The sequence below is a fragment of the Gelidibacter mesophilus DSM 14095 genome (assembly GCF_000423005.1).
GTDB lineage: Bacteria > Bacteroidota > Bacteroidia > Flavobacteriales > Flavobacteriaceae > Gelidibacter > Gelidibacter mesophilus.
In genome coordinates this window covers 31,555-50,063 of the sequence record NZ_AUHD01000012.1, presented here as the reverse complement: position 1 = coordinate 50,063, position 18,509 = coordinate 31,555, and the positions used below count along the sequence as shown (strand labels likewise).

Below are 18,509 nucleotides of genomic sequence, written 5' to 3'. Positions count from 1 at the left end.
CTTTTAGTACTTTTGAACTTATGCACAATAAAAGTCCAAAGAAAAATTGGAGAGTAAAACTTCATGAAATTATTTATGAAGCCGATACCCCAGAAGGAAAACTGTTTGATGTTATCCTTCTTTTTGCAATTATTGCAAGTATTGTTTTTGTCATGTTGGAAAGCATTAAAGAATTTGATGTTCGCTATCATAATTTTTTGGATATTGCTGAATGGGTTATTACCATAATCTTCAGTATAGAATATATTTTAAGGATAATTGCCGTAAAAAAGCCTTTTAAATATATTTTTAGTTTTTATGGCATCGTCGATTTTCTATCCACCATTCCAAAATATATATCGTTAATATTTGTTGGTACGCAAGTATTTATTGCACTTCGCGCGTTACGACTTTTAAGGGTTTTTAGGATTTTAAAATTGGCAAGATATCTCGGAGCATCCAATATGCTGGCCAATTCCTTAAAAGCAAGTAGAGCAAAAATTGCCGTGTTTTTGTTTGCAGTATTTATTGTGAGCATCATTTTTGGTACCCTAATGTATCTCGTAGAAGGAGAAGCCTCTGGATTTACGAGCATCCCAGTAAGCGTGTATTGGTGCATTGTGACATTAACAACGGTTGGTTTTGGAGATATCACCCCTGTGACACCGCTTGGACAATTCATAGCCTCATTTATTATGATTTTGGGTTACGGGATAATTGCCGTACCAACAGGAATTGTTTCTGCAGAATACGTTTCGCAAAACAGGGATAAAGTTTCTAATCCTCCATCTCCTACCGCAGTGGATTTAAATACTGAGGCTTGCCCAAACTGTTCTGTCGAAAGGCATAAGGACGGTGCTAAATACTGCTACAGCTGCGGTCATTTATTGCGTGAATACGAATAACCATTCTCTTTAATAAACTTCTTTAACTTGAATCACAATTATCTCATAAGTATTATTGGCCCTACGGCTATTGGAAAAACGTCTTTGAGTATTGCCATTGCGCAACATTTTAAAACGGAGGTCATATCAGCTGATTCAAGACAATTTTATAGAGAAATGCAACTTGGGACTGCTGCACCAACAACCAAAGAACTTAGTGCGGCAACTCATCATTTTATCCATCACAAATCGGTTTTGGAAAATTACAATGTGGGCGCATTCGAACAGGAAGCATTGAGCAGGTTGTACGATCTTTTTGAAACCCACAGCGAAGTGGTGATGGTAGGCGGCTCAGGACTCTATATTGATGCCCTAACGAAAGGCTTGGACGATTTCCCTCAAGTAAATCCGTCCATTAGAGCAACTCTTAATGAGGAATTTGCTCTGCATGGCATTGAACCTCTACAAATCAAACTCAAGTCTTTAGATCCGCAAACCTATGAGAGCATAGCATTAGATAACCCGCATCGGATGATTAGAGCACTAGAAATTTGTATTGGGAGTGGCAAACCCTATTCTTCATTTATAAATAAAGACAAAGCCAAGAGAAAATTTAAGACCATTACGATTGGCTTAACTGCTGAGAGAGCCACTATTTATGAACGCATTAACAAACGGGTGGACCAAATGATGGCTGAGGGCTTACTGGACGAAGCAAAAAAACTACAACATTTACAGCACTTAAACGCACTTAATACGGTTGGTTACAGTGAATTATTTAAATTTTTGGATGACGAATGGACTTTGGATTTTGCAGTTTCTGAAATCAAAAAAAACTCTAGAAGATACGCCAAAAGACAGCTGACTTGGTTCAAAAAAAATGACGCCGTAATCTGGTTTGATTACCAGACCTCTTTGAAAGAAATATTAGAATCCATTAAGGGCGAAATGAGTTAACATTTTTATTAAACCTCCATCAGTTTTTTTATAATTTAAAATAAAAAATCAAAAGCCCTGTTTTTCAATTAATTAATTTTACCTTTGCCGCTTAATTAACATTAATATTATTATGAATAAAGGTACCGTAAAATTCTTCAATGACGCTAAAGGTTTTGGTTTCATCACTGAAGACGACAACAACAAAGAACACTTTGTACACATCTCTGGATTAATCGACGAAGTTCGTGAAGGTGATGCTGTAGAATTTGATTTAACAGAAGGAAAAAAAGGTTTGAACGCAGTAAACGTAAGAGTTATATAATCGCTTCAATTTTTTAAAAGAAAAAGCCTATCTATTATGATAGGCTTTTTTTTTGCTTTTATCTTTGGTATTAGTCCTTCTGATTGATGACCAATCTAAAACCTTCACCATGAATGTTCAATATCTCAACATTTTCATCAGGTTTTAAATACTTTCTCAGTTTGGCGATATATACGTCCATACTTCTAGAGGTGAAATAGTTATCATCTCTCCATATTTTCGTCAAAGCCAATTCTCGAGGCATCAAGTCATTTTCGTGTAGTGCCAACAAGCGCAACAATTCATTTTCCTTAGGAGAAAGCTTAACGGTTTCTTCATCTTTATACTTTAAAAATCTCAATTTAGAGTTTAAATCAAAACCTCCAATCTTAAATTCAAATTGCTTACTATCTGCAACAGTATCAGTGGCTTTACGTTGAATGATCGCCTTAATTTTCATTAACAGTACTTCACTGTCAAAAGGTTTGTTCAAATAATCATCTGCTCCTACCTTATATCCTTTAAGGACATCTTCTTTCATTGCTTTTGCGGTCAAGAAAATAATAGGAACTTCACTATTTTTCTCTCTAATTTCCTTGGCTAAGGTAAATCCATCTTTATAAGGCATCATGACGTCTAAAATACATAAGTCATAATCGTCTTTTTTAAATTTTTCAAAACCTTCCATTCCATTCTTTGCATGAACCACATCATAGTCGTTCATATTCAGGTAATCCTTTAGGACGGTTCCAAAATTTGGATCATCTTCTACTAATAAAATCTTTTTGTTTTGTTCTTCCATAATTTATGATATTAATGGTAGTTTAATTATAAAAGTGCTACCTTTTCCTTTTTCACTTTCAACAGAAACATGTCCTTGGTGGTCTTCAACCATTTGTTTAACATAGGCTAATCCTAATCCATGACCTTTAATGTTGTGTACATTTCCTGTATGTTCTCTATAAAACTTTTCAAAAACTTTCTTTTGAACCTGTTTTGACATCCCATTACCATGATCGGTAATTTTTAATATGATATTGTTTCCTACATTTTCAGTAGTGACATCAATTTTTGGTGCTTCATCAGAATACTTTATGGCATTGTCCAAAATGTTGACCAAGACATTGGTAAAGTGTGTGTCATTCGCCAATATAGACGATTTTTCAGCATTCAAATGCATTTTAACGTAACCCTGCCTATCTTCTACTATTAATTCAACATGCATCACTGCATCTTCAATTAAGTCGTGCAACTTCACCCTGTCCTTACTAATATTGAGTTCGTTTCTTTCTAGTTTAGATATGCGTAAGACATTTTCTACTTGAGCGTGCATGCGCTTGTTCTCATCCTTAATCATTTTCAAATACCGCGCGGTCTTCTCTTTATCATCAATCATTTTTGGATTTTTCATGGCATCCAATGCCAAATTGATAGTGGCTATAGGTGTCTTGAATTCATGTGTCATATTATTGATGAAATCCGTCTTGATCTGAGATATCTGTCGCTGCTTAATAATTTGATAAATCGCATTTGTATAGGCTAAAATGATAATTATCGTAAAAATTATGGACAATACCGTCATAGTTAAAATGGATGACCATAAAAACTTCCTACGCTCGGGAAAATTGACATACAATCGAAAATTGCTTTCATTATTATTATCCAAAAACATCGGAACACCTAAAGTAGATGGGTCTAGTTCAAAATTGCTAGATTGTACTTTAGTGGCCAGATCTTTGTCATAAATAGCAAATTCATTGGCAATATCAATTCCATTTTCACCCAATTGCCTCTTTAACAATCCAGCGATATCAGCTGTTGTTACTCTTTTGTAAATTGGGTAATTATTGAATAAGTCTCGATAACTAATCTCGAACAATTTCTTTTCAATCTCGTCCATTTTACGGTATTCCATGACCGTTCTTTCCGGAGCAATATTAATATTGTTTTCGAAAGTGTTTTTTTTAAAAACCTTGATCTCTTTTTGGTTCGTGACCCTGCTAACGTTTAAACTATCCAAACCTCCAATGTCAAAGAACAATGATGGCACTTTAAAGCTTTCTTCTAGGATTCCATTTTGATAGATGGTCGTTTCATTGGATACGTCATCATAACTATACAATAAAATTCCCTTAATATTGGAAGTGTCAGGATTTTTGCCACTGTTTAGCATTTCCTGATATTTATTACTATACAACTTAAACTCTCTATCTTCAACAATCCTAGAAACATTGGTTAAAGCACGCTTAACGTTTAATGTAAACTGTTTCTCTTCATTGTTTAAGGAGTTGTCAATAAAATATATCTGCACGAAAATTATTCCTATGAGCGACAAACTCATCAGAACAACCAATAAAATGAATAGCTTTCTGCCCATCAGTCAAATTTAACATTTTAACATTTAGGACGAACTTGCTTTAACCTTACATTAACACAAAATAAAGTTTAATTTTTGTCAATTAATTCAGAGAGCTGTTGATGAATTTTCAATACTTGAGCTTTTGTTTCTTCCAAATCGTGACTTATAATCACAAAATCTGATTGGTCTGCTTTCTCCTTATCCGTTAATTGATTTTTAACAATGGCCATCACTTTTTCTTTGTTAGAATTGTCTCTATTCACAACACGTGCTATCCGGAGGTCCAAATCTGCCACTACGGTAATGATAAAATCGTATTCAGAAGCCATCTTGTTTTCAAAAATAATCGCTGCTTCTTTCAACACATAAGCTGAATGTTGCTTTTTCATCCAAAGTTTAAAATCAGCGCCAACTTCTGGATGGACAATGGCGTTCATTTTCTTTAAAAGATCAGCATTTTCAAAAATTTGGGAAGCTAAAAACGGCCTATTGAGCTGTCCGTCCATATACGCTTCCTCGCCAAACAATGCGGTGAGTTTTCTTTGGATGGCCTCTGATGTGTTCATCAATACCTTTGCCCTATCATCGGCTATATATAAAGGAACGCCAAGCTCCTGAAACATTTTGGCAACTGTAGTTTTACCACTCCCAATCCCACCTGTTAACCCCACTATTTTCATTGATTATTGCATCAAAATAAATTCAACCTTGTTTTGTTTTAAACGCGCACTTTTAACCATCTCAGGAATTTTTGTCAATTTGGGAATCAAAAACGTTTTTTCTGTGTTACCAATATCCTTAAAATCACATTCAATTCTAAAATCTGTAGATTTAATCATCTTATAATTATTAAGACTGACGGCATAGGCTACTGGGATGGTTTTAGGAAAATAATTAATGTTCGTGTCCGCTGGTAAGTTGATGATGGTTACAGGAACATTAAATGTGCCCTCCGTAAACTTTTCAACATGCCCCTTGATCTGAACACTTTTATTTGATAATTTGACATGCTTAAGAACCTCATCCGTTTCAATCTCTATCGACTTATCAATAGTGGCGTTCACATTTTTTAGTTCCATTTTTTTTGTTGCGACATAATCAATTTTTGAAACCCATTTTTCAGAACCTATAATTTTAATAGAATCTGGCTTTGCCATAACTTTTTTGGACATATCATAGCCTGAAGCAAATTGTATGGACAAATCTGCTCGAACTGGTACTTTTTTTACAGCCAATGATTGATACTGAAATTTTAAGGTATCCGGTTGGATAGAAATAATATCCACTGAATTTTTAAATTTTGAACTTATTTTGGGCGCGTTTTGCTGAGCATTCCAAATATAAGTTTGGTCTTTCAATACCACATCAGTGTTAAAATCAATTTGTAGAGTGGGTTTATAAAATGAATATCGCAACAAATTAAATCCGTAAGCATTTACCGTGATGTTCACTCTTCTTGAACTGTCAATGTCCACGTGGTGCTGCTCTGGAACATTTTTATATACTATTTGAAATGCTATAGTTTCCGTATAACTTTTTGAAAGCTTAGTCAATGCCAAAAACAAGAATGACAGCAGAAAAAAAAGCCCAAAAACATTTAGTTTTCTACTTTTTATTGATTTAGCGAGTTTCGATTTTAATTTATTGAACATGCTTAAAAAATAATTTTGGAAATTTCACCTGAGGATCTTCTTTTAAAATTTTAATGGCCATCGTTGATTTTAAGAAGCCATATCCGTAACCGAAAAACTGAACAAATATTGCCATGACGGCTAAAATAGCGATAATGAGATTTTTTGAACTGAAAAAGGCCATCACAAAAGCAACTGCCATGTATAGCATATAAAGGTACAATAACCAATTAATATGAAACACAAACAAGACAAGACTTAGAAGAAATCCGACGATGAACAATGATGGTAGCCAAAAAATAAGGCGTTCAGATTTTGGATGCCAAGTGTTCAAAATTGGTCTGACTAAACCAAATTTATAAACCTGCTGAAAAAATTTTGACCATGAGATGCGTCTTTTATGATAGACATAGGCGTTCTTTATAAGTTGACTCTTAAAACCTAAATTAATAAGTCGTAATGAGAGGTCAGGGTCTTCACCAGGATGAATGGTTCCAAACCCACCAGAAGCTTCAAACGCTTTTTTGGAAAGCCCCATATTAAAACTACGGGGCTGAAACTTCTCAGAATCCTTCCCTCCTCTTATTCCTCCTGTGGTAATGAAAGAGGTCATCGCAAAATTGATGGCTTTTTGCAGTTTAGAAAAAGAGGTATGTGCCGCATCAGGCCCACCAAAACAATCGGTGTAGGTATCAGATAATTTTTTGCTGACTACTTGCAAATAATCATTAGGCAATAGAACATCAGAATCTAGAATTATAAAGTAATTCCCCTTTGCCCTTGCCATCCCGTAGTTTCTAGAATCCCCAGGTCCCGAATTCTCCTTTACATGATACGAAATATGCAATTGATTGGCGAAATCTGCAATAACTGATTCTGAAGAAATTGAAGAACCATCTTCAACAATACATACCGTATAGTCAAAATTGCCTTGGAGTTTTGTAAAACTCTCCAAAAGCTCACGAATCTCTTCTGGTCTATTATAAACGGGAATTATAAATGAAAAATGCAATGGCTCCATAAAGAACAAAGGTAACGATTCAAAACACAAAAGCCACCGCTTGGTGGCCTTTGATACAACTAAATATTTAATTATAAAAGTTTTATTCTCTCGTGAAAGCCTCCATAACATCATTACTAACACCCATATTACTAAACCCTCCGTCATTAAAGAGGTTTTGAAGTGTGACACGTTTAGTAAGATCACTAAACAAGGTAACGGTATAATTGGCGCAATCCAATGCCGTGGCATTTCCTAATGGTGACATTTTATCGGCATAGGCTATAAAACCATCAAATCCTTTAACACCTTGACCCGCAGTTGTAGGTGTTGGCGACTGTGAAATGGTGTTTACTCGTACTTTTTTATCTTTTCCGAAGAAATACCCAAAACTACGCGCAATACTTTCTAAATAAGCCTTATTGTCTGCCATGTCATTATAGTCTGGAAACACCCGTTGTGCTGCCATATAAGTCAATGCAACAATGCTTCCCCATTCGTTCATCGCATCCGCCTTATAGAGAGTTTGCATGACTTTATGAAAAGACATTGCCGATACATCTGTTCCTTTTTGGGTCCAGTCATAATTTTGATCTGTATAATGCTTGCCTTTTCTTACGTTAATAGACATCCCAATGGAATGGAGTACAAAATCTAGTTTACCTCCAAGAATTTCAGTTGCTTGGGCTACCAATTTTTCTAAATCTTCAATAGAAGTTGCATCAGCAGGAATGATTTGAGATCCCGTCTTTTTGGCCAATTGGTCAATTTGTCCCATACGCATTGCTATTGGCGCATTGGTCAATACAAATGTACCGCCTTCTTCGTGAACACGTTCGGCAGTTTTCCAAGCAATTGAGTTTTCATCCAAAGCTCCAAAAATAATTCCTCGTTTTCCTTTTAATAAGTTGTATGCCATGTTTTTGATTGTTTTTTGTTTATTGCTAAACGATATAGAGTTCAAAGTTAATAAAACTTTAAACTTATTGCTCAGTTTTAATTTCTAAATCTTCAATCCTATGCTCACTTGTGCCAAAACAATTAACGCTTACATAACTAATCACGCCAAGGATCATTATCAAATGGTTCGTACTCTACAACACTCACTATTGTTATAAAAAGTAAACTCCAATAGGCATTTAAAAGCTTAATAAATTAATTCAGTAATTGTTTAGCATGCTCAATTGCTGAATCAGACATGTTGGTTCCTCCTAACATTTGAGCAATTTCAACAATGCGCTCATCAGGATTCAATCGTTTTAATTGAGTTTGGGTCATGTCATTAACATCCTCCTTAAACACTTTAAAATGCGTATCGCCTTTTGCTGCAATTTGTGGTAAATGGGTAATGGTAAAAACCTGCATGGTCTTACTCATTTGTTGCATGATAGTTGCCATCTTGTTTGAGATTTCTCCTGAGACCCCGGTATCTATCTCATCAAACATAATGGTTGGCAATTGCGTATAGTTGGTAAGAATGGATTTTATGGCCAACATAATTCGAGATAACTCACCACCTGAAGCCGCTTTTTTCAATTCGTTAAATTGGCCTCCCTTATTTGCTGAAAACAGAAATTTCAATTCATCTTTCCCATTGGTCAAAAAAACAGCGGATAATGATAACTCCACATTAAACCTTGCATTTGGCATTCCTAATGTTACCAATAATTTTTCCAACTGCTGGGTTAATCCAGGAATGGCTTTTTTCCTTTTCTCACTAATTTTTAAGGCAACACCACCAAGATTCTTTTCGATTAAGGATACCTCTGCTTGTTTTTCTGCGATAACACTATCCAAATTTTCAGTAATTGAAACTTTTTCCCTCAACGCATCTCTAATGGCAATCAATTCAGCAACATCAGCTGCGCTATGTTTTTGAATTAAATTATGTAAGATCTGTAATTTCGAATTGACCACGTTTAATCTGTTAGGATCTGCTTCTAACGTTTCTTGAAGGTCCTCAATTTCAGAAAACACATCATCCAATTCTATCAAGCTACTGGATACTCTTTCAAAAACCGATTTGTAATTGGTAGAGAAATCGGCCAATTTAGAGAGCTGATTCTTAACCTCCGTTAAATGAAACATGACCCCAATTTCCTGATTGTTCAATAATTCATGAGATGTAGACAAGCGTTCACTTATTTCTTCAATATTATTTAGGGTTTCATATTCTTCTTCCAGAGATTCCAACTCGCCTAAAACCAATTTAGCGTCTTCCAATTCTTTCAGCAAAAACAAGTTGTAATCCAACTCTTTCGCTGCTTCTGTTTTTTGATCTTGAAGTTTCCCCAATTCTGATTTTAAGGCTTTAAATTGCCTCAATTGAAGGGTATACTCTTCAAGTAAAATACCGTTTTCAGCTAAGGCATCAATCACCTGAAACTGAAAATCATCGTTGGTCAACTGTAAGGTTTGGTGTTGTGAATGAATATCCAAAAGCCGCTCTCCCAACACTTGCAAACTATCTAAGTTTACGGGCGTATCATTAACGAACGCTCTTGATTTTCCTGATGGGAGAATCTCCCTTCGGATGATAGTCTGAGGTTCATAATCCAAATCTTCTGCTTTAAAAAGACCTTTAAGCTTATAATTGGCAATATCAAATGTGGCCTCGATAACGCATTTTTCAGCAGGATTTTTAACACTGCTCAGATCAGCTCTTTTTCCGAGTATCAGGGACAAACCTCCCAAAAGAATGGATTTACCGGCTCCCGTTTCTCCAGTAATTATCGTCAAACCATTATTAAATTGAACCTGTAGCGTGTCAATTAAAGCGTAATTTTTTATGGAAAGTGCTGTGAGCATTTTATCGGTTTTGGTTTGAGGTATGAGGTTCTAGGTTAGGCAATCCCAACAATTTCCAGGATCCAACTTCAATTTCTTAAAAGTTAATCTCACGCCATTTGGAAGCATAAGTTGGAGCAACCCTGTTAAGGACATCTTTAATATCTGTAACATTCATCTTTGGTCCACCACTAAAAACATCTAGGATTTCGTCGGCTTTGGCATCAAAAAATACACGCATTAAAAAAGAATTTGGGCGCCTGTTGTTCATCACTTTTAGGTCGTCAAAAACCTTGGCGATAGCCTTCTTGCCTTCCTTTTCATTATCCGCCATGACATCCAGGCCGTTGCGATGGTAATCATACATCACCGTTCTAAACTCTTTGAATGTTGGAGACAACATATTATCTATAAGCACAAAACGTGATTGTTGCCCATCTTCCAGTTTCCAACCTTTAAAGTTGCCTTGTTGGGAATAATTGGTAATGGTTTGGGCTTCTTTAAAAAAGGGATCACCACCATGCAATTCAAAGGTATCAGCATCTATTCCCAAAATCATAAAAACATGATACGCTAAAACAGATACCAAATTGGATTCAAACTGGTTAGGGTTATGGACTAAATTTTGAAACTCAAGATATTTAAATGTGAAATGTTTGTCATTAAAATTGTAGACCGGTGTACTGTAGGTGGAATTAAATACTGGACGGGATGATTGCACTTGAATAGTACCCTGAAAAATATCATTACTGTAGTCATTGATAATAATAACCATACTGCAATCTATACGTTCTTGAGGCTTATATATTTTATTGGTCCATTGGGTATTATTTATGAATTCTGTGAGTTGACGCTCTAGGGTCTTAAAAACCTGTACGTTTTCATTCCCAGTTTGCTGTGCGTTAACCACTACGTTACAATTCAGTTCTTGCGAGAACCCAACAGTCGTACAAATTAAAAACACTACAAAAATAAGTTTACGCATGGATTTGTTTTATAATTTGATTCATTAAATCAACCGCTACTTCCCGCTTGGATTTCAAATCTTGCTCAAGGATGTCTTGTTCTTCAGTTATAAAAGTAACCTTATTAGTAGAACCTCCAAACCCCGCCCCTTTGTCATTTAACGAATTTAAGACAATTAAATTTAAATTCTTTGCTTTTAATTTTCCCGTCGCATTCTCCAATTCGTCATTAGTTTCCAAGGCAAATCCCACCAAAAACTGTTTTTTCTTAATCGCGCCTAGAGAAGCCAATATATCCGTTGTTTTCTCTAATTCAATAGAGAATGCGGTGTCCTTCTTTTTAATTTTAGTTTCTGATACGTTTTTGGGTCTATAATCAGCAACCGCTGCGGAAAGAATAGCGATGTCCGCAGCTTCAAAATAACGATGAACTTCCTCATACATTTGTGAAGCACTGATCACATTAATTCGATTTATACGACTGTTTGATACCGTTTCATGAGTAGGCCCGGAAATCAAAATCACTTCAGCACCAAGATTGGCAGCTGCTCTGGCAATTTCGAATCCCATTTTGCCGCTGGAATGATTTCCAATAAAACGAACCGGATCAATGGCCTCATAGGTTGGGCCCGCCGTAATGAGTACTTTCTTACCTTTTAGCGGCAATTGGTTCAATATGTCATTTTCAATGAAAGCAATAATATCTTCCGGTTCCGCCATTCTGCCTTCACCAATTAAACCACTGGCCAATTCACCACTAGTTGCAGGAATAATGGTGTTGCCGTAGCCTTTTAAAATTTTTAAGGATTTCATGGTACTTGGATGCTTATACATATCCAAATCCATGGCAGGGGCAAAATAAACAGGGCATTTAGCAGAGAGGTATGTAGCCATCAACAAATTATCACAAACACCATGGGACATTTTTGCCATAGTATTTGCGGTTGCAGGAGCGATGATAAAAATATCTGCCCATAGCCCGAGCTCTACATGGTTATTCCATTCGGCATCCTCTTCATCTTCATCGAAAAATGAAGAATTTACAGGATTTTTAGATAAGGTAGAAAGCGTTAAAGGTGTAATGAAGTCTTTGGAAGCAGGTGTCATCACGACCTTTACGTGAGCACCTGCTTTTATGAATAACCTAACAAGGCCTGCCGTTTTATAAGCTGCAATACCAGCAGTAACGCCTACAAGTATGTTTTTGCCGCTTAAAATAGACATCCTAATTATGCTTCGTTAATATCATCTTCAGTATTTCTAAAATAAATTTTATCGTTTAACCATTCCTGTACCGCAAGCGCGTGAGGTTTTGGTAGTTTTTCATAAAATTTAGAAACTTCAATCTGCTCTTTGTTTTCAAAAATCTCTTCAAGACTATCATTAAACGTAGCAAATTCTTCAAGTTTATCAACAAGTTCTCTGCGGATATCTGTATTGATCTGTTCCGCTCTTCTTGCTATAACAGAGATGGCCTCATAGATGTTTCCTGTAGGCGCATCAATTTCATTACGGTTGTAAGTTATAGAACTTACGGGAGCATTAGTCTTTTTTAAATCCATCATTTATTTATAATTAACTTTTTAAACTATAGGTTTGAACTGCAGCTTGCAATTCAGCATTCATTTTTGCGGCCTCATCCATAAATTGAGAGTCTGGATATGCCTTTTGAAACGAATTGAAATATTTAATAGCCGTTTTCACACGGTCTTCGCGCTTATACTCAATACTGTTGATTCCTAATTTGTAAGCTGAGTCAAATCGGTAATACATAGCTTCTTCCCTAAACGTTGTTCCTGGATAATCCAATAGGAAATTATCAAAAGCTTTCATGGAAGCCTCGTAATCTTCAGACTCAAAATTGGCAATCTTATTATACAGCTTCGCTATTTCAAAAGCCTTTTTCTCCAATTTATAATCCAATTCCTTAATTAACTGATTTGCCTCAGGTAAGTATTGCGAATCGGGATACTTGTTGATAAACATCTGAAGTTTTTCAATGGCAGTCACGGTTTCCTTTTGCTCCTTACTGTAAACAGGAGATAGCATATAAAAACTTTTCGCTCCTAGAAACAAAGCTTCCTCTGCTTTTTCACTTTTAGGATATTGACTTTCAAAACGCTCAAACTGATAACCCGCCAAGTAATAATCCTTCATTTCATAAAATGAATTGGAATACATGAACATCAGTTTTTCCGCTTGAGGTTTCCCTCTATATTGTGGTGCTATTTGTGCAAACAATTTATTAGCTTTGCTGTATTTACCTGCATCATAGAGTTCTGTGCCCATTTTAAATTTAGTAGCAACATCTTCTGATTTTAAAGCCTTCTGATATTCACTACAAGAGGACAGCATTAAAGTAAGTAATAATGTATAACAAATGTTTTTCATCCAAGAATTATTCTTCTTTACACTGTTTAAACGGAATGCCTGATTAAATATGGTCATAGGTTAAAGTTATGTTTTAATGGCACTTCGTCATTTTTAAACAGAATGCAAAAGTACACATTTATAACGTATTATAAAACAAAATATTTTAAGCTAAAATAAGTGTTGAATTTAGGCTGAGCGGACGTTTAAGTAAAATTTAACGTTTTTTATTATTAATTGAGTTGTGCTACACTTTTTTTGATTTTCTCCTTTAAAGCATTTGATGCCACAACCAACGGCATCCTTACGGTAGCCTGTGTCAAACCAAGCGCCTCAAAGACCGCTTTAATTCCTGCAGGATTGTTTTCCTCAAAAATCTGAGCAGTCACATCCATTAATTTAAAATGTAATTTATAGGCTTCCTTAGACTTGCCTTCTAACCCAAGACGAATCATATTTGAGAAATCTTTAGGCACTGCTTGTCCCAATACAGAAATAACCCCTGCTCCTCCTGCTAAAACGATGCCTAAAGCCAAATCATCATCTCCTGAAATAATTAAAAAGTTTTTAGGTTTATGTTTTAGTAATTGTAAATATTGACCGACGTTATTTCCAGCTTCTTTCACTCCAATGATATTTTCGAAATCGTTCGCCAGACGTAAGGTTGTTGTAGGGATCATATTTACAGCGGTCCGACCTGGTACATTATATAGAATGATAGGTTTTGGCGACACTTCTGAAATTGCTTTGAAGTGCTGATAAATGCCCTCTTGGGTTGGCTTGGTATAATAGGGAGAAACTGATAAAATCGCGTCAATATTTGACAAATCAGTAGCTTTGATCTCTTCAATAACTTCTGCAGTGTTATTACCTCCAATCCCTAATACCAAAGGAAGCCTTCCATTATTCGCTTTTGATATGGTAGCAATGACGTCTTTCTTTTCCTGTTTATTGAGCGTAACACTCTCTGCGGTGGTTCCACAAATGACCAAATACTCTGTACCGTTGTCAATATTGAAATTAACAATATTGGCAAGAGCGCTATGATCTATACTCAAATCAGTTTTGAACGGTGTGATCAGCGCCACACCTGTTCCAAGAAATTTTGTCATTATATTTTATTTAAGATCGTTAAGTATTTTTTTAGTTCAGCTTTAAAAACATCAAAATCTTGGGTATTGACATCCAATATAAAATCGAACAACCGGTCATCTACTCCCGAAAGACCGATTTTGAAATTTGCTTTAGAGGCAGCGGTGACCATTTTTAACTCTAGGGCATCTTTTTTAAAAAAACCTACAAGCGCATCAAATTCGGTATCCAAAAAAGTTTTTAATTCGGCGTGCTTTATGTGTCCTCGCCATCCAAAATCTTTTTTGCTAAAATAATTGCCCCACAACCGTTCGGTTTTCTTTTCATCCTCAACAAAAACAATAATTTTAACCTTGGGCAATTGAATGCCTAAGTCATGAAAAAAATTCTTAATAGCTTCCGCATCTGAAAACTCACTCGCATCAATGACCACTCCAACAGATTCTAATTTTTTACTGCGGATTACAGCGTTTTTAGAATTTAGCAATTTGTTAATGAATTTTTGATTGGATTTCTCCTTAAATGCGTGCAAAATCATTTACTTTTGTTTTGGCAAAGGTAGTAAACACAATACATTTATCTATTAACATTATAGAAGTTATTCAATGAATTTTAAAAATATTTTTCTTCTTTTAGGGCTGTTTTTAAGCATGTCCTGTAAATCGCCAACAGATGTTTTCAAAATTGAAGGTCAAAATGTAAACATCAATGACAGTTTACAATCTCAAGCGAATATTGAGAGTTTTATAAAGCCTTACAGAGAAAATATCAATAAGGATTTGGATAGTATTTTGGGATATTCAGTAGACACCTATTCAAAATCTGACGGCGATTTAAATACGGCCATTGGCAATTTGATGGCTGATGTGATTTATGAAGAGGCTGACCCCGTATTTTTTAAAAGAACCGGATCTCATATTGACTTCGTTTTGATGAATCATGGTGGCATTAGATCCATTATTTCAAAAGGTCCAATTTCCAAAAGAACTGCTTTTGAACTGATGCCCTTTGAGAATTCTATTGTAGTTTCAAAATTACCCGGAGCTAACGTTAAGGAACTTTTAGAGTATTTAGCAAAGGCCAAACGCGCCCATCCCATTTCAAAATTAAAAATAGTATTAAATAAAGATGGTCAGATAATTAAAAGCTCATTGAATCAAATTCCAATTGATTTCATCAAAACTTACTATGTTGCCACCAATGACTACCTCATCAACGGCGGAGATGGGATGGATTTTTTTAAAGGCAGCGAAGAAGTGATTGTGCTAGATTATAAAATTAGAAATGCCCTAATCGACTATTTTATGAAAACGGACACTATTAACCCTGTAATTGACGATCGATTCATACAATTAAATGATTAAATGTGCTTTCTGAAAGATGAAATTTTTTTGAAATTATGATGAAAAGAAGAGAATTTATTCAACAAACAACAGCCGCTTCTGCTTTGGTAGGATTGGGAGGATTTGGTCTCCAATCTTTTTCAAGCAGTCCAAAAAAGATTACGATATTGCATACCAACGATGTTCATAGCCATATCGATCCATTTGGGCCAGAAGATGGTAGAAATCCTAATCAAGGCGGAATTGCCAGAAGAGCAACATTAATTGAAGGCATTAGGGCAAAAAGTCCCAACACACTGTTATTGGATGCTGGTGATATTTTTCAAGGCACTCCCTATTTCAATTATTACGGCGGTGAATTGGAATTTAAATTGATGAGTATGCTTAAATACGATGCTGCAACTATTGGAAATCATGATTTTGACAATGGTCTTGATGGCTTGTATGCACAATTGCCCCATGCAAAATTTGATTTTATAAGTGCCAACTACGATTTCTCAAACACCATAATGGACACGCACGTCAAACCTTATAAAACTTTTATTAAAAACGGAATTAAAATTGGCGTTTTTGGATTGGGCATTCAGTTATCAGGCTTGGTTGACAAAAACATGTATAAGGAAACAGTGTATCTCAACCCTATTGAAATTGCACAGGACATGTCTAGAATCCTTAAAGAGGATGAAAAATGTGATTTGGTGATCTGCTTATCTCATTTGGGATATAATTACCGTAATAATACTGAAAAACCTAGCGATATGTCGTTAGCAAAACTTACTAAGGACATAGACTTGATAATTGGCGGACATACCCACACCTTTCTTCCTAAACCTACCATAGTAAAAAATAGTGTTGACCAAAATGTATTGGTGAATCAGGTAGGCTGCTTTGGAATTAATCTTGGCAAAATAGATTTCTATTTTGATAGTAATAAAAACAAGTCTGCCGAAGGTGTATCTATCTTGGTTTAAGATTGCACAGTAACTTGATTTGTGGAAGCTACTGCATTTGATTTGTTGGGTTTAACCCCTATTTTAACCTGTTGATGGTAATTATAAACGTACATCACAAAAAGTAAAAGTCCAATGGACTGAAGAATTTTATGAAAGGCTGCAAAAGCCCAAAAATCAATATGCATTGTGGTAATAAAGTTCAAAACGTCAGAAAACACGAAACAACAAACTAAGGTTAGGAAAAGTATAGACTGTTCAGATTCCTGACTCAGATAAATAGCAAATGCCAACAGTCCCATAATTAATAACGCTATGCCCTTACTTATCGTCAAGGTAAAAATTACACTGTCCTTAAAACTATCTTGTACGGAAGAAAACATAACGTACATGAGGTAGGCGTTGACTAGAAAAATAAACAGTAAATACCAAGACACGACACCTTCAAACCTAATGTCTTTTAACTTGCCAATTAGAACAAATACAAGTAAAACATAGGCACCCAAAAAACTTGATTCCGAAAATTTCGAAAATAGCTCCAATCCATCAAAAGCACTAAAGACAATCCCCATAAACGCAAAGATTAGAATGGTAAAAAAAACATTGGCCAAAGCTTTCTGTTTAAAAAAATATATGAGGAAGAGGATGGGAACAATCAATAGAGTTATGGTTTTCACCAAAATTGAAAGTTCGAAAAACGAAGAAACAAGATTGAGCACGATAAGGAGAATTAAGAATAGTGATATTCCCCAATTGGGCAAAAAGGCATGCCATTTTTTCATGGTAGATCAGTATAAGTAGGTAGACAAATATAATAAAAAATTCGAATTTAAACGATATTTTTAAGCACTTCATCGATTATATTGTTAAAGATAAAGTCATTTTTAAATTTTGAGCGACTTCTCTATCCCAAAAATTAATTTCCACCATTGAAATATAAATTAGTTCATATTGCATCAACAAAATTGTAGTATTTCAGTGTCTAACAACACCCACACTAATTCACTGCATTTGGATAGAGAAAATGATTTTATTCATCTAATAGGATAAAATATCTCTAAAAGAAACACCTATAAATTCACGCGGTATGTTTTAAAAACTATCGCACTGATTTCCTTCAAGCTTAGACCTCTCTCAATTTATTTGAAATAATTTATAGAACAGCAACTTCACCATGAATGACCTGATTAGTTGGTGGTATACCAAAGGTAAACTGGCAAAAAGATCACTTAAATCCTAAGATCAGAATTTGAGAATGCTTCCTGAGGCTCATACTTAAGCTTGGATTGTAGGTAGAAAAACACAAAAGCAAGCACTAGAAAAAACGAACACATAACATTCAGTAAATTGATATCTGAGATGTAAAAATAGGCAAGCTGAATGACTTCCGAAAAAAATATAAATATGGATCCGATCAATAAATTGATCGCTTTCTTATCATCCTTATTGATATAATTAATAACTGCTACGGTCAGCAAGATCATAATAACGGCATTATAGACCATCTCCATATAATATTCATGATAATTCAGTCTACTAATGGCCGTATTGGTCACTACCATTACACAAAAAACATCTAAAATAATTAAAACAAGAATATGTAAAGGAAATTTCTTAATAATCTCCTTAAAATGCATGGCACTTAAAATTTGTGCAACCAAAAGTGTATAAGAAATAATATATAATGAATTTGCAACATAATACATTATATCAACATTATTATTGGGAATTATAGGTACAAGCCAGCCAATAAAATTTAGAACTTCAGCAATACTAAAAGTGATCAAAAATGTGAGGAAAAAAAACTGTTTCTTTTGAACTGAAGTATAATATAAGATTGTTAAAAGCACTATGAGTAAAGCCCTAATTCCCGCTGCTTCAACCTCCATCGTAAAAATTTGGAAGCTCA

20 protein-coding genes are annotated in these 18,509 nt (G+C 35.1%); 5 read left to right on the top strand and 15 right to left on the bottom strand.

The genetic code is table 11. From position 1 onward, the window contains the following. The first annotated feature begins 20 nt into the window (after positions 1-20). From G525_RS0113855 to G525_RS0113845, 3 genes are all read left to right on the top strand, one after another. Positions 21-884 (top strand): ion transporter, encoded by an 864-nt coding sequence (locus G525_RS0113855; RefSeq protein ID WP_027126708.1) that lies wholly within the window; start codon positions 21-23, stop codon positions 882-884. Between the two features lie 27 nt (positions 885-911). Next, positions 912-1,820, top strand: coding sequence for a tRNA (adenosine(37)-N6)-dimethylallyltransferase MiaA (gene miaA, locus G525_RS0113850; RefSeq protein WP_027126707.1), 909 nt, complete (start codon positions 912-914; stop codon positions 1,818-1,820). A gap of 112 nt (positions 1,821-1,932) precedes the next feature. Next, entirely contained in the window at positions 1,933-2,124 is a 192-nt protein-coding gene (locus G525_RS0113845; protein ID WP_027126706.1) for a cold-shock protein, read from the top strand. Positions 2,125-2,194: 70 nt separating this feature from the next. Here the strand turns inward: G525_RS0113845 and G525_RS0113840 are convergent, their stop codons facing one another. The 13 genes from G525_RS0113840 to G525_RS0113780 form a co-directional block, all read right to left on the bottom strand. After that, positions 2,195-2,905 carry a response regulator transcription factor gene (locus tag G525_RS0113840; protein WP_027126705.1) on the bottom strand — a complete coding sequence of 237 codons (711 nt, stop codon included), beginning with the start codon at positions 2,903-2,905 and terminating at the stop codon, positions 2,195-2,197. Positions 2,906-2,908: 3 nt separating this feature from the next. Further along, complete coding sequence (locus G525_RS0113835) at positions 2,909-4,480, bottom strand: sensor histidine kinase (RefSeq protein WP_027126704.1); 1,572 nt, start codon at positions 4,478-4,480, stop codon at positions 2,909-2,911. A 68-nt stretch (positions 4,481-4,548) separates the two neighbouring features. Continuing rightward, a complete protein-coding gene (coaE, locus tag G525_RS0113830) occupies positions 4,549-5,142 on the bottom strand; it encodes a dephospho-CoA kinase (RefSeq protein WP_027126703.1) in 594 nt (197 codons plus the stop codon). A gap of 3 nt (positions 5,143-5,145) precedes the next feature. Beyond that, complete coding sequence (locus G525_RS0113825; protein ID WP_051209949.1) at positions 5,146-6,114, bottom strand: YbbR-like domain-containing protein; 969 nt, start codon at positions 6,112-6,114, stop codon at positions 5,146-5,148. Next, entirely contained in the window at positions 6,104-7,114 is a 1,011-nt protein-coding gene (locus tag G525_RS0113820; protein ID WP_027126701.1) for a glycosyltransferase family 2 protein, read from the bottom strand. The genes G525_RS0113825 and G525_RS0113820 overlap by 11 nt, the downstream gene beginning before the upstream one ends. Before the next feature lie 82 nt (positions 7,115-7,196). After that, positions 7,197-8,012 (bottom strand): enoyl-ACP reductase FabI, encoded by an 816-nt coding sequence (locus G525_RS0113815; protein WP_027126700.1) that lies wholly within the window; start codon positions 8,010-8,012, stop codon positions 7,197-7,199. A 236-nt stretch (positions 8,013-8,248) separates the two neighbouring features. Continuing rightward, entirely contained in the window at positions 8,249-9,901 is a 1,653-nt protein-coding gene (gene recN / locus G525_RS0113810) for a DNA repair protein RecN (RefSeq protein ID WP_027126699.1), read from the bottom strand. Between the two features lie 76 nt (positions 9,902-9,977). Further along, entirely contained in the window at positions 9,978-10,865 is an 888-nt protein-coding gene (porD, locus tag G525_RS0113805) for a type IX secretion system protein PorD (RefSeq protein ID WP_027126698.1), read from the bottom strand. Then, a complete protein-coding gene (gene coaBC / locus G525_RS0113800) occupies positions 10,858-12,069 on the bottom strand; it encodes a bifunctional phosphopantothenoylcysteine decarboxylase/phosphopantothenate--cysteine ligase CoaBC (protein ID WP_027126697.1) in 1,212 nt (403 codons plus the stop codon). The genes porD and coaBC overlap by 8 nt, the downstream gene beginning before the upstream one ends. A 5-nt stretch (positions 12,070-12,074) precedes the next feature. Beyond that, positions 12,075-12,407 carry a DNA-directed RNA polymerase subunit omega gene (locus G525_RS0113795; RefSeq protein ID WP_027126696.1) on the bottom strand — a complete coding sequence of 111 codons (333 nt, stop codon included), beginning with the start codon at positions 12,405-12,407 and terminating at the stop codon, positions 12,075-12,077. A gap of 13 nt (positions 12,408-12,420) precedes the next feature. Beyond that, positions 12,421-13,236: an outer membrane protein assembly factor BamD gene (locus tag G525_RS0113790; RefSeq protein ID WP_027126695.1), complete on the bottom strand. Its 816-nt coding sequence runs from the start codon at positions 13,234-13,236 to the stop codon at positions 12,421-12,423. A 212-nt stretch (positions 13,237-13,448) separates the two neighbouring features. Continuing rightward, positions 13,449-14,327: a 4-hydroxy-tetrahydrodipicolinate synthase gene (gene dapA, locus G525_RS0113785; protein WP_027126694.1), complete on the bottom strand. Its 879-nt coding sequence runs from the start codon at positions 14,325-14,327 to the stop codon at positions 13,449-13,451. Next, the gene (locus tag G525_RS0113780; protein WP_027126693.1) at positions 14,327-14,845 is read right to left on the bottom strand and encodes a DUF6913 domain-containing protein; all 519 of its coding nucleotides are present in this window, start codon (positions 14,843-14,845) and stop codon (positions 14,327-14,329) included. The genes dapA and G525_RS0113780 overlap by 1 nt, the downstream gene beginning before the upstream one ends. 67 nt (positions 14,846-14,912) lie before the next feature. Between G525_RS0113780 and G525_RS0113775 the strand changes: the two genes are divergently transcribed. After that, complete coding sequence (locus G525_RS0113775) at positions 14,913-15,671, top strand: 5'-nucleotidase C-terminal domain-containing protein (protein WP_027126692.1); 759 nt, start codon at positions 14,913-14,915, stop codon at positions 15,669-15,671. 38 nt (positions 15,672-15,709) lie between these two features. Continuing rightward, positions 15,710-16,621, top strand: a complete 912-nt coding sequence (locus G525_RS0113770) for a bifunctional metallophosphatase/5'-nucleotidase (RefSeq protein WP_027126691.1) — start codon at positions 15,710-15,712, stop codon at positions 16,619-16,621. On the opposite strand, the gene G525_RS0113765 is transcribed toward G525_RS0113770, so the two are convergent. Next, positions 16,618-17,382, bottom strand: a complete 765-nt coding sequence (locus G525_RS0113765; protein WP_027126690.1) for a hypothetical protein — start codon at positions 17,380-17,382, stop codon at positions 16,618-16,620. The genes G525_RS0113770 and G525_RS0113765 overlap by 4 nt on opposite strands. Before the next feature lie 447 nt (positions 17,383-17,829). Further along, the gene (locus G525_RS0113760) at positions 17,830-18,489 is read right to left on the bottom strand and encodes a hypothetical protein (protein ID WP_027126689.1); all 660 of its coding nucleotides are present in this window, start codon (positions 18,487-18,489) and stop codon (positions 17,830-17,832) included. Positions 18,490-18,509 lie beyond the last annotated feature (20 nt).

Excerpts from the sequence above, each read along its gene's own strand:
- G525_RS0113855 (WP_027126708.1), top strand. The coding sequence starts at position 21 with ATGCACAATAAAAGTCCAAAGAAAAATTGGAGAGTAAAACTTCATGAA.
- G525_RS0113845 (WP_027126706.1), top strand. The coding sequence starts at position 1,933 with ATGAATAAAGGTACCGTAAAATTCTTCAATGACGCTAAAGGTTTTGGT.
- G525_RS0113840 (WP_027126705.1), bottom strand. The coding sequence starts at position 2,905 with ATGGAAGAACAAAACAAAAAGATTTTATTAGTAGAAGATGATCCAAAT.
- G525_RS0113835 (WP_027126704.1), bottom strand. The coding sequence starts at position 4,480 with ATGGGCAGAAAGCTATTCATTTTATTGGTTGTTCTGATGAGTTTGTCG.
- coaE (WP_027126703.1), bottom strand. The coding sequence starts at position 5,142 with ATGAAAATAGTGGGGTTAACAGGTGGGATTGGGAGTGGTAAAACTACA.
- G525_RS0113825 (WP_051209949.1), bottom strand. The coding sequence starts at position 6,114 with ATGTTCAATAAATTAAAATCGAAACTCGCTAAATCAATAAAAAGTAGA.
- G525_RS0113820 (WP_027126701.1), bottom strand. The coding sequence starts at position 7,114 with ATGGAGCCATTGCATTTTTCATTTATAATTCCCGTTTATAATAGACCA.
- G525_RS0113815 (WP_027126700.1), bottom strand. The coding sequence starts at position 8,012 with ATGGCATACAACTTATTAAAAGGAAAACGAGGAATTATTTTTGGAGCT.
- recN (WP_027126699.1), bottom strand. The coding sequence starts at position 9,901 with ATGCTCACAGCACTTTCCATAAAAAATTACGCTTTAATTGACACGCTA.
- porD (WP_027126698.1), bottom strand. The coding sequence starts at position 10,865 with ATGCGTAAACTTATTTTTGTAGTGTTTTTAATTTGTACGACTGTTGGG.
- coaBC (WP_027126697.1), bottom strand. The coding sequence starts at position 12,069 with ATGTCTATTTTAAGCGGCAAAAACATACTTGTAGGCGTTACTGCTGGT.
- G525_RS0113795 (WP_027126696.1), bottom strand. The coding sequence starts at position 12,407 with ATGGATTTAAAAAAGACTAATGCTCCCGTAAGTTCTATAACTTACAAC.
- G525_RS0113790 (WP_027126695.1), bottom strand. The coding sequence starts at position 13,236 with ATGAAAAACATTTGTTATACATTATTACTTACTTTAATGCTGTCCTCT.
- dapA (WP_027126694.1), bottom strand. The coding sequence starts at position 14,327 with ATGACAAAATTTCTTGGAACAGGTGTGGCGCTGATCACACCGTTCAAA.
- G525_RS0113780 (WP_027126693.1), bottom strand. The coding sequence starts at position 14,845 with ATGATTTTGCACGCATTTAAGGAGAAATCCAATCAAAAATTCATTAAC.
- G525_RS0113775 (WP_027126692.1), top strand. The coding sequence starts at position 14,913 with ATGAATTTTAAAAATATTTTTCTTCTTTTAGGGCTGTTTTTAAGCATG.
- G525_RS0113770 (WP_027126691.1), top strand. The coding sequence starts at position 15,710 with ATGAAAAGAAGAGAATTTATTCAACAAACAACAGCCGCTTCTGCTTTG.
- G525_RS0113765 (WP_027126690.1), bottom strand. The coding sequence starts at position 17,382 with ATGAAAAAATGGCATGCCTTTTTGCCCAATTGGGGAATATCACTATTC.
- G525_RS0113760 (WP_027126689.1), bottom strand. The coding sequence starts at position 18,489 with ATGGAGGTTGAAGCAGCGGGAATTAGGGCTTTACTCATAGTGCTTTTA.